Here is a 12843-nt window from a genome sequence, read left to right on the forward strand (position 1 = left end):
GGTATTGCATTTATCGCGCTTGTGCGATTTGGGTGCCGCATAATATTCGAGTTTGGGGCGAGCAAGGGTGCCAGGATCACGGTTTCGCTGCGCCACGTCTTGGCAACGCCCGCGCGGGGCGTTAAACGCCAAAGCCAAGCAGATGAGGAAACGCGATGTCTATTGACGAGACCACAGCCGCCCGCGTGGCCAAGCTGGCCCGGATCAGGGTGGAACCCGACGCGCTGCCCGCGCTGGCGGGGGAATTCAACACCATCCTGGGCTTTATCGAGCAGCTCAACGAGGTGGATATCGAGGGTGTTGAGCCGATGACATCCGTCACGCCGCAGCTGCTTAAGCGGCGCGCGGACGCCGTGAATGACGGGGATCAGCAGGCCAAGGTTCTGTCCAATGCGCCCGATGCGCGTGAAGGGTTTTTTGCCGTACCGAAGGTGGTTGAATAATGGCTGATCTGAATGAACTGACGCTGGCAGCGGCGCGTGATGCCTTGCGGGCGGGTGAAACCACATCCAAGGAATTGACCGAGGCCTGTTTGGGCGCGATTGACGCGGCCGGTGCCTTGAACGCCTTTGTGCACAAGACGCCGGAACTGGCTATGGAACGCGCTGCGGCAGCGGATGCGCGGATCGCCAGAGGTGACGCGCCAGCGATGTGTGGCCTACCGATCGGCATCAAGGATTTGTTTTGCACCAAAGGTGTGGCGAGCCAGGCCGGGTCGCGGATATTGCAAGGCTTCCTGCCCGAATATGAATCCACCGTCAGCCAGAAACTGGCTGATGCGGGCGCGGTCATGCTGGGCAAGCTGAACATGGATGAATTCGCCATGGGCTCCTCTAATGAGACCTCCGTCTATGGCGATGCGGTGAACCCCTGGCGGCGCGGTAATGAGACCACACCCCTCACACCGGGCGGCTCCTCGGGGGGCTCAGCGGCGGCGGTGGCAGGCGATCTTTGCCTTGCGGCGACGGGCACGGATACGGGCGGCTCCATCCGCCAGCCTGCGGCTTTTACCGGCACCGTTGGTATCAAACCGACCTATGGGCGTTGCTCGCGCTGGGGCATCGTGGCCTTTGCCTCCTCGCTTGATCAGGCGGGACCAATGACCAAGACCGTGCGCGACGCGGCGATCATGCTGGGCGCGATGGCCGGGCATGACCCCAAGGACAGCACCTCGGCTGATCTGGCCGTGCCAGACTTCGAGGCGGCGCTGAGCGGGGACATCAAGGGCAAGAAGATCGGCATCCCCAAGGAATACCGCATGGAGGGTATGCCTCAGGAGATCGAAACGCTCTGGAGCGACGGTATCGCCATGATGAAGGACGCCGGTGCCGAAATCGTCGATATTTCGCTGCCCCACACCAAATATGCGCTGCCCGCCTATTACGTGATCGCCCCGGCGGAGGCGTCTTCAAACCTCGCGCGCTATGATGGGGTACGCTATGGCCACCGCGCCAAGCTGGAACAGGGCGATGGCATCACCGAGATGTATGAAAAGACCCGCGCTGAAGGGTTCGGCCCCGAGGTCCAGCGCCGTGTGATGATCGGCACCTATGTGCTGTCAGCAGGTTTTTATGACGCTTATTATAACCGCGCGCGCCGGGTGCGCACCCTGATTAAGCGCGATTTCGAAACCGTGTTCGACCAGGGCATCGATGCGATCCTGACGCCCGCCACGCCCTCTGCCGCCTTCGGTCTGGGCGAGATGACGGATGCCGATCCGGTGGCGATGTATCTTAACGATGTTTTCACCGTGACGGTGAACCTGGCCGGGCTGCCGGGCATTGCCGTGCCCACGGGGCTGGACAAACAGGGCCTGCCGCTGGGGCTGCAATTGATCGGGCGGCCTTGGGGCGAGGCGGATCTGCTCTGTGCGGCCCATGCGCTGGAATCCGCCGCCGGATTTGTGGCAAAGCCCGCGAAATGGTGGTAATTTAACACCGCTCGACCCCAACCACAGGCAGTTTATCCAATGACACCACGCGCCATCCTCGCAGCTCTTGCACTAACGGCTCTGACCGCTTGCACGGTCCCTATTCCGGATAGCGGCAGCGCGGTCGGTTTTGACAACTCGCTCGAGGAACAGCGCCAGCGTGAAGCGGCACTTGCGCGCAACCCCTTCGCTTTGCCTGACGTCGACACGCAGCCTCTGGGGGCACCGCTGGACGGCTCGCCCGAATCCACGGCGGCAGAAACAACGCGGATATTGAACGAAACGCGCCCCGGTGCAGCGGATACAGCGCCGCTTTCAGGAAGCGCCCGCCCCGTTGAGGCCGCCCCGATCGTGGTTGAAAATCCGGGTATTTCGGACGAAAACGATTTTGACGCGGTTGCCGAGCGCCAGACCATCGAAAGCGACGCGGCACGGATCGCCAATAACAAGGCGCAGTATGAGGTTGTCCAGCCAGAGGCGCTGCCCACGCGCTCCGGTGACAGCCAACCCAATATTGTGTCCTTCGCCCTGGAAACGAAACACCCCAAGGGTCAAAGCGTTTACGCGCGCGCCGGTTTTGGCGGTGAGAGCCGGGCCGAACGCAATTGCGCGGATTATACGTCGTCGGATCAGGCGCAGATTGACTTTCTGGAACGCGGTGGCCCCGTGCGCGACCGTCGCGGGCTTGATCCGGATGGGGATGGATATGCCTGTGGCTGGGACCCAGCGCCGTTTCGCAGGGCCTCGGGGGGTTAGGGCAGGGTGCGCCAGCATCCATCGCCAAACTTCGGACCACGCCGGGACGGCCTGACCCCCTCCATAGTTGTGCTGCATTACACGGCGATGGCCAGCAGCGCGGCGGCGATTGCGCGGCTTTGTGACCCGAAGGCGCAGGTTTCGTCGCATTATGTTATCTGCAGGCGGGGCGAAGCCGTCCAACTGGTGTCTGAGGCGCAACGCGCCTGGCACGCGGGGGCAGGTGAGTGGCGCGGACAAGGCGACATCAACTCCCGCTCCATCGGAATCGAATTGGATAACGCTGGCGATCATCCTTTCCCGGAGCCGCAAATGGCTGCGCTGGAGACGCTGTTGGCGGATATTTTGTCGCGCTGGTCGATCCCGCCGCAAAATGTGATCGGCCATTCGGACATGGCACCGGGGCGCAAAATAGACCCAGGGTCCCGCTTTGACTGGGCACGGCTCGCGCGCCGGAAGTTGGCGGCTCAGGCGGGTGGTGGCAATAGGCACCAACACCCGACAGCGGCGCAGCTTCGGTCCCTCGCTGTGCGTACTGGCTATACCGCCGATGTGGATCACACGACACTGCTCGCCGCAATCCGCTTGCGATTTCGTCCCTTTGCCACGGGACCTCTGGAACCCGAAGACATCGCTGTCCTGGGTCATAATGCTCCTCGGACGTAAGAGCTTTTTCATTGTTCTGAAAATATGCCCTTTTGAGACAGGGCACCTCTCTTCCATTGACCTGCACGGGAATAACGCGCATCAGGTGTCTGCGCGGAAGGCTGGATGGCCGCGGCACCCTTCAACCGGTGTCGAGGAAAGTCCGGACTCCAAAAAGTGACGGTGCCGGGTAACGCCCGGGCAGGGAGCGGCGGGGAAACTCACCGGGAATCTGACGGATAGCGCCACAGAAATGAAACCGCCAAGGGGCAGGTCGGGCAACCGAAACCGCGCCGTGGCAAGGGTGAAACGGTGGGGTAAGAGCCCACCGCGGGGCTGGCAACAGCGCCGGCATGGCAAGCCCCACCGGGAGCAATGCCAAATAGGGATCGCGCGTCGCAAGACAGGGCCACTTTTGCCCCAGCAGGTCCGGGTTGGCAGCTAGAGCTGTCCGGGCAACCGGGTGGCGAGAGGAATGGTCATCGAACCGAAGGTTACTTCGGGGAACAGAATCCGGCTTATAGGCCTTCCGCGTTTATATTCAGGGGCTTGCCGGGTGTGCGTACCCGGCGATGAAGGTGACGGCGGCTGGCTGGCTGGCAGATATTCGGGCGTGATCGGGTAGCCACCAAAATACGCACCGTCCACTTCACCGTTGCCGGACAGAGCGCCAGCGTTCCGCGCGGCCTCTATACTTTCGCGAATCTTGTGCAGCAGAACGAAGGCTGTTTTGTAATAAACACTCAGACCGCGGGACAACTGCAATGCGCTATAGCCCTTTGCGCCATTTATAAAGATTGCGATTGCCGCCGGAATATCACGAACCTGCAACTTGCGGCTGGCAAAAATTGTACCGGACGTGATGCTGAACTGCTTTGCGCAGCTCCTGCACTTGTAAACCTGACGGGCTTTGAGGTCGTAGTGGTCAACGCAGCAACACGCAGGGCAAATCGGCTCCCCTTCGGTTTCGGTCCAGCGGATTTGGCGAAACGCTGTGCGGGCTTTGTCCTCAGACATACGCATGCCGGGCCTCTGGCGTTGCTGGTCTTGCAGTTACTCATACTTATCCCGTTGGCCCGACGCATGGGGATGGAAGAAATCGCAGGAATCCTAAACGGTATCGACCTGCCCTGCCCCCCCGAAACTTCCCTCAGTTTGATGTAGGGTTTGCTCAGCCTTTGAAGGAGCAGACAAATGCGACAGAGTTGTTTTACCGAGGCCCGGATTATCGGGATGATCAAAGAACAGGAAGCTGGGATGCCGACGGCAGAGGTGTGTCGCAGACATGGTCTGAGCCAATGCATCGTTCTGCAAATTCAAAGCAAAATACGGCGGCATGCGTTGCACGGCAGGGTATCGCGCAGCGATGTCCCGAGGGTGAACGTTTCTGACACCCACCGCCTCAAATCGCTGGAGGACAAGAGCGCCAAGCTGAAGCGTCTTCTGGCGGACACGATGCTCAACAACGTCATGTTGAAAGATTTGCTGGGAAAGAACTGACGGTGAGCCATTGATGCGCCATTGGTTCGAGCACGATGGCGAACGCATGTGCGACGGGCTGCGGCACGCAAGGCGATGGGAGATCATGATATCTCGCAACGTCGGGCGTGCAGGCTTGTCCCTCTCACACATGCAAGCATGTGTTGCCCGCCAACGGGTGTCGGCCCCAAGACCATCCGGCGCGACAAACCGCCCACTGCCCGGCAGTCGATACGCAGTATCGATGAGAGGGGCCGGATCGGCGTGCTGTTGGAACGCAAAGGCATGATTATGATACTGTCACCCGGCAGTGCATGTTTACATGCATGAGAGGGCACAAGAAGCTGTATCGTCTCTACACCGAGGAAAAGCTGGGCGTCAGGCGGCGCCGAGGCCGCAAACGAGCGCGAGGATCAGGAATACCGATGCCTGTTGCGTTACGTCCTGGTGAACGCTGATCGCTGGACTTTGTGTCTGACACGTTTGGTGCGTCCATTGCCCGGCAATGCATGTTTACATGCATGAGAGGGGCGCAAGTTCCGTATGTTAGCCATGAACAACGACTGCTGCCGCGAGAACCTGTGCCTCCTCCCGGCAGGTTTGGCTTTGCCAAATCGCCTGCCGGGCAACGGATGGCTGATACCAGTATCACTGGTGCGAGGGTGGCACGCGAGCTTGATGCGCTTGTGCGCGTCTATGGAAAGCCCGCCTGTATCGTCAGTGATAACGGCACGGAATTTACCAGTCGTGCGATCCTGAAACGGGCCGGTGATAACGACGTGGATTGGCATTACATCGACCCGGGCAAGCCGACGCAGAATGCCTTCATCGAAAGCTTCAATGGGAGCCTGCGAGACGAACTGCTGAATGAGGAGATCTTCGACACCTTGGATGATGCCCGTCGAAAGCTGGCCCTCTGGCGATACGATTATAATAACGTCAGACCGCATTCATCGCTGGAGAACCAAACGCCGGCAGAAGCGCGCCGGGCGCTTGAGCAATTTGAGGGCTCCGCGCACGACGCGCTTGCCCAAACCGACGACGACGAGTACGACCGCAAACTCTCGTTATGAATGAGGGAGCCTCGGGGGGGCAGATCATTTCATTACCCTGCTTGCAGGCAAAGCAGGCAGCTAATTGGACAATAACCTTATTTGGTAATTTTGTTCCATAATGCCGGAGTTTTTCGCCGTATCAGTCACCATCGCCTACCGCGCCCTGCAACGCCCGCCAAGCCCAGATGCGGGTAATGTCACTGGGAGGACGACCCCGGCACAGGAGCCGCGCGGCCCTGTGCGATACCATGTTTTATGTGACGAGGTGTGGTCGTTTTTTATCGGTCAACTGATGCGCGCTTCCCGGCGATTGATCAGGATGCCCTGTCAGACCTCGCCTCGGGTGCCAGCAAGATAAAATACTCGATCTGCGCCATCACGTCATCGAACGAGGCACCAAAGGCGAGCGCCTCGGCAAGCTCCGCCATCTGATCAACGGTTCGTGCAACGGGACGGTGACGTCCCTCTCGCCCTTACCCCAGAGCTAGTGCAGCGCGCCCCCAGCCAGATTTCGCGCCTTGACCCTGCGCAGGTGACGCAGCGCCGCAAGCTTGCTCAGAAAGACCAATGCAATAAATTGAGGCAAAGGGCGCGACGTCGGGGCTGCGCAAAACCAAAGCCTGCGGAAGAAACCGCGCCAAAGGTCGGTGCAGATTATGGCTGGCATCCAGATGCTGTCGGTTTCAAGGGGACCCCGAGACCTGCGCGCCACAGCCGCGTGGTTCACACCCTGGATCGCATGGCAAAATGGCCCGGCCAACAAGGGATGCGCTGTTGTCACATCAAAGGGTTGAGGCGCTCTTATCGCGTTCAAATCCTGCCTTTTACGGTTGACTCACCCGTGCATCCGGTTAAAAGCCAAGGTTCAGAAATTATGCGGCCCCTCACCGGAGGAAATCCGCAGCAGGAGAGTTACCATGGCCAAGCCAACCACGATCAAGATTCGTCTGAACTCCTCGGCGGGGACAGGCCATTTCTATGTAACAAAGAAAAACGCCCGCACCATGACCGAAAAAATGGTTGTGCGTAAATATGATCCCGTCGCGCGCAAGCACGTTGAATATAAAGAAGGCAAGATCAAGTAAGATCGCTCTTCTTCACGCTTGGAAAGCCGCGCATCACGTGCGGCTTTTTGCGTTTGGGCGGCACGGTATGTCAGCCCTGAATGCCTATCGCCATGAAAATCACCCTGTCGCGGAATTGCGTCGGAAAACCTGGCGGCGCGTCAACGGATGTGACCCCGGCCTTGCGATAAATGTGATGCGGCACCAATCGCGACATGGTGCCCAACGTTATTCTGCGATGCCCTTGATCCCGCGCGCTCTCGATTAGGGCGGCAACCAGCCGTTCCGCGCGTTTCTGGCCGCGCGGGACATACATGCGCTTGAGCTCGACGCTCCCCTCGCCAATCCGGTGATCTGCGCATCAAGATTGTGAAAGGTCGGCGCATTTTCCGAGCCGGGTTCCCGTGTCAACACCCATACGGTGAAGTCTTTTACCAGCATACCCGCATCGGGAATCTCCGCCGGTGTTTTGATCCGGTGAATATCCGCTCTGGGATCGCCAGCTTTCCAAGATATGTTTCAAAATGAGGACATGGGGAAAATGGTCGCTTAAAGAGGCATAAAAAAAGGCCGGTCCCTTTCGGAGCCGACCTCTTTTGAAATTTGTCGTTCAGACTATTCCTGCTGACCCATGAACATCAGAAGGAACTGGAACATGTTCAGGAAGCTGATGTAGAGGCTCAAAGCGCCGTCATATGCGGCCTTGTCCAACCAGTCCTGATCGCCATGCGAGGCATGCGCCACATATGTGCTCTTGATCTCCTGCGTGTGGAAGGCCGTAAGACCGGCAAAGACCAGAACGCCGATGGCAGAGATTGCAAACATCATCGCTGGCGATTGCAGGAAAATGTTGATGACCATCGCCACCAGAAGGCCGATCACGCCCATCATCAGGAAAGTGCCCATGCCGCTCAGGTCCCGCTTGGTCGTGTAGCCGTAAAGGCTCAGGCTGGCGAAGGCGATTGCCGTCACGACAAAGGTCTGCACGATGGAAAGCGAGGTGAACATGAGAAAGATCGAGCTCATGGACAGGCCGATCAGCGCGGCGAAGCCGAAGAACGCAACCTGCACGGTCCCTGCATTTGCCCGACGCAACAGCGCGCCCCAGCCCAAAAAGATGAACGCAAGCGGTGCGAGCATAATCACCCAGCGCAGCGGCGACGTGTAGATCGCAGCGCCCAGACCGGTCAGCATCGTGCCATTTCCCATTTGCGCGGCAGCCAGCGCGGGATCGGTTGTTGTTGCCAGGCCGGAAATGGCCCAGGCGGCCAGTGCAGTGATCAACATACCCACGGACATTGTGCCGTAGACCTTGTTCATATGGGCGCGCAACCCAACATCAATCTGGGTGGCGCGGGCTCCGGTCGTTGACCGGATTGTATTCACGTCAGCCATTAAGACCTCCAATAAAAACGTTTTTTGATCGCGCCACAGACCTTCTGAGCGCTCTGGTTAGAATATCGGTCTCCAGCGCGGGTATTTCAAGGTTTTTCACTCGGGAATTTGACAGTTTAGAGGATTTTTGAGGTCGAAGACGAAGGACGCTGTCAAACCGATCCGTTTTTTGGCGGTATTACTGGTCGCGCCAGCTCTGTGGGACATCCCAAAACGCGCGCTTGGCTTCGACATCCGCGGCGATATCGGTTACGGCGATGTCCTCCAGCGCCCGCGCATCAAGCCGTGCCAATGCCCGGCGCGAACGCCATAGGCTGAGGAAGGTTGTCAGGCGCAAAGGGCGCGTGGCGGATGTCCGTCGCGAGGATTGAAAAAACTGTTCGATCAGGGCCATTGTCTTTTCCTTTCGTGAAGTGTTGGGTGGTATGCATCAATTTCCTTGATGGGTATGCCAAAGTAGGATTAATACGTAAAACGAATGTTTGTGACGCCAGCCATCAGGAATAATGATATGAGAAATCTCGATATCACGACGTTGCGCTCCTTTGTTGCTGTTGCGGATTCGGGCGGTGTGACACGGGCCGCCGGTTTTCTGCATCTGACGCAATCAGCCGTTTCGATGCAGCTGAAGCGTCTAGAGGAGTTGCTGGGTCTGGCATTGCTGGATCGATCCGGTCGTACCATCGCCTTGACCGCCTCGGGCGAACAACTTCTGGTTTACGCGCGACGTATGGTTGCGCTCAACGATGAGGTTATTGGCCGTCTCACGGATCAGGCCTATGAGGGGGAGATCGTTCTCGGGGTGCCTCACGACATTGTGTACCCTGCAATTCCGCAGGTTCTAAAGCAGTTTCACGCCGCATTTCCGCGCGTCAAAGTACAGTTGGTGTCATCTTATACACGCGCCTTGAAGGAGAAATTCGGACGGGGCGAGTGTGACCTGATCCTGACCACGGAAACGAGCGTTGATCCCGGTGCACAAACGCTGTGCCATAAGCCTCTGCGCTGGATTGGTGCGCCGGGTGGGGCGGCGTGGCGTCAGAAACCGCTCAAACTTGCCTTTGGTCGTCTGTGTACTTTCCGACCGCGCGTGATTGAGGCGCTTGATGCGGCCAATATTGCCTGGGATGTCATTGTCGAAACCGAAAGCGACCGGACCATCGAGGCGACCGTCAGTGCAGATCTTGCGGTTCATACGATGATTGAGGGCACTGAACCGCCGCATCTGGAAAGGATCGAGCACGCTGGCGCGCTTCCAGATCTGGCAATGCAAATGATCAACCTCTATGGCGCACAAACGAAAAAGGGGGTCGTGCATGATACCCTGGCCGATTTTCTGCGCAGGTCTTTTTCAAGCATGGAAACAGCTCGATTGCGGGCAGGATAAAGCGCTTGAAACTGTCATGATGAGTCGGGGTATTTTGCGTCATTTTCGGGTGCGAGTGGCAAGTATCCGCCAATATTCTGCAAATAGGGTCAAAATCCGCCGATGGCTGAATTTGGGCTCTCGCGGTGTGTATTTCTCGAATTTTGGCGGTGTCTTGTAACCGGTGCCAGCTGCTGCATAAGCTCAAAATCAACCTAAAGTGGTATATTTTTCTCAAATTTTTAGCAATTAGTAAAATTTTAGACGGTAAGAATTCATAGGCTGTCATCTTGGTAAAGGCGCTGAAATCCTTGAATAAGCTGCCATCGTTTTGCCGCTTTGAACATAACTCTTATAGGATGGGCACGCGTTTGTTATTGATCGAAACCCGAATTTCACTATTGTTTGGCATCATAAGATTAATTTGTGATCGCGGCTAGGTTGTGGCACTCATTGGGCCTTTCGATAGGTCATTTTTTGACAAGGTAAGCGTAAGGAATATTAGGATGGTACATGTCGTGGATGTTCATGTGGGCAAGCGTATTCGGCAGCGCCGCTGGTTAGTTGGTATGACGCAACAAAAGCTGGCGGAATGTGTCGGCATAAAGTTTCAGCAAATACAGAAGTATGAAACAGGCGCCAACCGCGTAAGTGCCTCCAGGCTTTGGGACATTGCCGATGCGCTTGAGGTTGACGTTGCCTTTTTCTTCGAAGGGCTCAAGACCGACGAGGCGTGTAACACCACCGCCGATTCCATCCCGGCCGATATGATGGGCGACAAGGAAGCCATGGATTTGGTGCGCTCCTATTACGCCATCCCCGAAAACCAACGTCGCCGCCTTTTCGAACTGGCACGGGTTCTGAGCGACGTCGCCTGAGTGCTTTCATCTCGCCGCCACCCGTAACAAGGCTCGAGCCTTGTGGGTTTCGGGGCATAAGACTTGCCAATTTCCTGTACTGCTGGCACGAGTGGCGGATGAACGATTTGAACCGTGAAACCGCCGGCGTGATCGCTGATATTGATGCCACGGCGCAGCGTATGGCGGATGCGGCGCGCCAGGCTATTCTGCCTTATTTCCGGGTTATGAACCTGCATCAGGACAACAAACTGGAGCATGGCTATGATCCGGTAACGCAGGCCGACCGCGCGGCGGAGCAGGCCATGCGCGACATCCTAGCGGCCGAACGCTCAGCGGATGCTATTCTGGGCGAAGAGTTCGGCACCAAATCCGGGACCAGTGGATTGACCTGGGTGCTGGATCCGATTGACGGCACAAGAGGGTTTGTCAGCGGCACGCCGACTTGGGGCGTTTTGATCGCGGTTTCTGATCGCCAGGGTCCATTTTACGGCTTGATTGATCAGCCCTATATCACAGAACGGTTTATCGGTGCTGCGGGACGGGCCGCGATGACTAGCGCCGCAGGCACGCATCCAATAAACACGCGAAGCACGCCCGCGCTGAGCGAGGCCGTCATTTTCACAACCTTCCCGGAAGTCGGCACGCCCCAGGAAGGGGCGGCGTTTCGCGCGGTCGCACAACAATGCAAACTGACGCGATATGGAATGGATTGTTATGCCTACGCCCTCTTGGCCGCCGGTCAGATCGACCTTGTGGTTGAGGCCGGTCTGCAAGCCTATGACATTCAGGCCCCGATCGCGCTTGTTCAGGCAGCGGGCGGTATTGTGACCGACTGGGACGGCGGTCCGGCCCATGAGGGCGGGCGGGCGCTGGCGGCGGCCAACGTCGATATTCATGCTCAGGCGCTCGATCTGTTGCGGGGTACACCAAAATGACATCGCTTTTGTTACGTGGCGCGGCGCAGGTCCTGACAATGGACGATGAGCGGCGCGAATTGAGCGGGGCGGATATCCGGATCGAAAACGGTATCATCGCCGAGGTCGGCATGGGCCTTGAGCACGATGGGCGCGTGATCGACGTGCGCGGCTGCATTGTCACCCCGGGCCTCGTGAACACGCATCATCACCTTTATCAATCGCTGACGCGCGCGGTGCCGGGCGGGCAGGACGCCTTGCTTTTTGGCTGGCTGCAAACGCTTTATCCGATCTGGGCGCGCTTCACGCCGGATCATATGTTTACCTCGGCGCAGGTCGGTCTGGCGGAACTGGCGCTCTCGGGCTGCACCTTGAGCAGTGATCACCTCTATCTTTATCCCAATGGCGCACGTCTCGAAGACACGATCCACGCCGCTGCCGAGATCGGCATCCGGTTTCAACCCACACGCGGTGCCATGAGCATCGGCGTTTCCAAGGGCGGCCTGCCACCGGACGCATTGGTGGAGTCAGAAGCAGCGATTCTGCAAGATTGCATCCGTGTCATCGACGCCTTTCATGATGCCAGTCCCGGCTCGATGTGCCGCGTCGGTGTCGCGCCCTGCTCGCCTTTTTCGGTCAGCCGGGATCTGATGCGCGAGGCCGCTCTGCTGGCGCGCGACAAGGGCGTGATGATGCACACCCATCTGGCGGAGAATGACGAAGACATCGCCTATTCGCTGGAAAAATTCGGCTGCCGCCCGGGGCAATATGCGGAAGGTTTGGGCTGGGTCGGGCCGGATGTCTGGCACGCGCATTGCGTGAAACTCGACGCCGCCGAGATCGCGTTATTTGCGCAGACCGGCACCGGCGTTGCCCATTGCCCCTGCTCCAATTGCCGTCTGGGCAGTGGCATCGCCCCGATCAAGGCGATGCGTGCGGCGGGTGTCTCCGTTGGGCTGGGTGTGGATGGATCGGCCAGCAATGACGCGGGCAACCTCGTGGCCGAAGCGCGCCAGGCGATGTTGTTGCAACGTGTGGCGCAGGGGGCAGACGCGATGAGCGCGCGCATGGCACTCGAGATTGCCACGCGGGGCGGCGCGGATGTGCTGGGACGGCCCGAATGTGGCCGCATTGCGGTCGGGGCGCGGGCTGACATCGCGGTTTGGGACGTGTCGGGGATCGAAGCTGCGGGGAGTTGGGATCCGGCGGCGTTGCTGCTTGCCGGGCCGAGCACCGTGCGCGATCTGATCGTGGAGGGGCGCGAGATTGTGCGGGACGGGCAGATTGTGACGCTTGATATGGGCGCGCTGATTGCGCGCCAGAACCGGATGGCGCACGATCTGCGCGATGGGATGTAGGGGTTTGGGGCGGTTCTGGCC

General features: G+C 58.6%; 12 protein-coding genes, 1 other RNA gene and 2 pseudogenes. 11 read left to right on the top strand and 4 right to left on the bottom strand.

What is annotated here, in order from left to right:
- The first annotated feature begins 155 nt into the window (after positions 1 to 155).
- The 5 genes from gatC to rnpB all read left to right on the top strand — a co-directional run bounded on the left by gatC (position 156) and on the right by rnpB (position 3868).
- Complete coding sequence (gene gatC, locus ROLI_RS04550) at positions 156 to 443, top strand: Asp-tRNA(Asn)/Glu-tRNA(Gln) amidotransferase subunit GatC (RefSeq protein ID WP_187431542.1); 288 nt, start codon at positions 156 to 158, stop codon at positions 441 to 443.
- Positions 443 to 1930 carry an Asp-tRNA(Asn)/Glu-tRNA(Gln) amidotransferase subunit GatA gene (gene gatA / locus ROLI_RS04555; RefSeq protein ID WP_187431543.1) on the top strand — a complete coding sequence of 496 codons (1488 nt, stop codon included), beginning with the start codon at positions 443 to 445 and terminating at the stop codon, positions 1928 to 1930. Before gatC ends, gatA begins: the two co-directional genes overlap by 1 nt.
- Positions 1931 to 1969: 39 nt before the next feature.
- Positions 1970 to 2686: a hypothetical protein gene (locus tag ROLI_RS04560; RefSeq protein WP_187431544.1), complete on the top strand. Its 717-nt coding sequence runs from the start codon at positions 1970 to 1972 to the stop codon at positions 2684 to 2686.
- Between the two features lie 6 nt (positions 2687 to 2692).
- Positions 2693 to 3352, top strand: coding sequence for an N-acetylmuramoyl-L-alanine amidase (locus ROLI_RS04565; RefSeq protein ID WP_187431545.1), 660 nt, complete (start codon positions 2693 to 2695; stop codon positions 3350 to 3352).
- Positions 3353 to 3445: 93 nt separating this feature from the next.
- Positions 3446 to 3868: RNase P RNA component class A (gene rnpB / locus ROLI_RS04570), an RNA gene on the top strand.
- 84 nt (positions 3869 to 3952) lie between these two features.
- Here the strand turns inward: rnpB and ROLI_RS04575 are convergent.
- Positions 3953 to 4354, bottom strand: a pseudogene (locus tag ROLI_RS04575) (transposase); the annotation flags it as partial.
- 171 nt (positions 4355 to 4525) lie between these two features.
- Between ROLI_RS04575 and ROLI_RS04580 the strand changes: the two are divergent.
- Together ROLI_RS04580 and rpmG are read left to right on the top strand one after the other, a co-directional pair.
- A pseudogene (locus ROLI_RS04580) lies at positions 4526 to 5883 on the top strand (integrase core domain-containing protein).
- An 899-nt stretch (positions 5884 to 6782) separates the two neighbouring features.
- Complete coding sequence (rpmG, locus tag ROLI_RS04585) at positions 6783 to 6950, top strand: 50S ribosomal protein L33 (protein ID WP_011454349.1); 168 nt, start codon at positions 6783 to 6785, stop codon at positions 6948 to 6950.
- 70 nt (positions 6951 to 7020) lie between these two features.
- Here the strand turns inward: rpmG and ROLI_RS04590 are convergent, their stop codons facing one another.
- The 3 genes from ROLI_RS04590 to ROLI_RS04600 all read right to left on the bottom strand — a co-directional run bounded on the left by ROLI_RS04590 (position 7021) and on the right by ROLI_RS04600 (position 8718).
- Positions 7021 to 7245, bottom strand: coding sequence for a hypothetical protein (locus tag ROLI_RS04590; protein ID WP_187430876.1), 225 nt, complete (start codon positions 7243 to 7245; stop codon positions 7021 to 7023).
- 299 nt (positions 7246 to 7544) lie between these two features.
- The gene (locus ROLI_RS04595; RefSeq protein ID WP_187430877.1) at positions 7545 to 8324 is read right to left on the bottom strand and encodes a Bax inhibitor-1/YccA family protein; all 780 of its coding nucleotides are present in this window, start codon (positions 8322 to 8324) and stop codon (positions 7545 to 7547) included.
- A 178-nt stretch (positions 8325 to 8502) separates the two neighbouring features.
- Entirely contained in the window at positions 8503 to 8718 is a 216-nt protein-coding gene (locus tag ROLI_RS04600) for a hypothetical protein (RefSeq protein WP_187430878.1), read from the bottom strand.
- 117 nt (positions 8719 to 8835) lie between these two features.
- On the opposite strand from ROLI_RS04600, the gene ROLI_RS04605 reads away from it, so the two are divergent.
- The 4 genes from ROLI_RS04605 (at position 8836) to ROLI_RS04620 (ending at position 12822) form a co-directional block, all read left to right on the top strand.
- Positions 8836 to 9711 (top strand): LysR family transcriptional regulator, encoded by an 876-nt coding sequence (locus tag ROLI_RS04605; RefSeq protein ID WP_187430879.1) that lies wholly within the window; start codon positions 8836 to 8838, stop codon positions 9709 to 9711.
- 485 nt (positions 9712 to 10196) lie between these two features.
- Entirely contained in the window at positions 10197 to 10568 is a 372-nt protein-coding gene (locus ROLI_RS04610; protein ID WP_187430880.1) for a helix-turn-helix domain-containing protein, read from the top strand.
- A 98-nt stretch (positions 10569 to 10666) separates the two neighbouring features.
- Positions 10667 to 11485, top strand: a complete 819-nt coding sequence (gene hisN / locus ROLI_RS04615; RefSeq protein ID WP_187430881.1) for a histidinol-phosphatase — start codon at positions 10667 to 10669, stop codon at positions 11483 to 11485.
- Positions 11482 to 12822 (top strand): 8-oxoguanine deaminase, encoded by a 1341-nt coding sequence (locus ROLI_RS04620; RefSeq protein WP_187430882.1) that lies wholly within the window; start codon positions 11482 to 11484, stop codon positions 12820 to 12822. The genes hisN and ROLI_RS04620 overlap by 4 nt, the downstream gene beginning before the upstream one ends.
- Positions 12823 to 12843: the final 21 nt, after the last annotated feature.

The sequence above is a fragment of the Roseobacter fucihabitans genome (genome assembly GCF_014337925.2).
Taxonomy (GTDB): Bacteria; Pseudomonadota; Alphaproteobacteria; order Rhodobacterales; family Rhodobacteraceae; genus Roseobacter; species Roseobacter fucihabitans.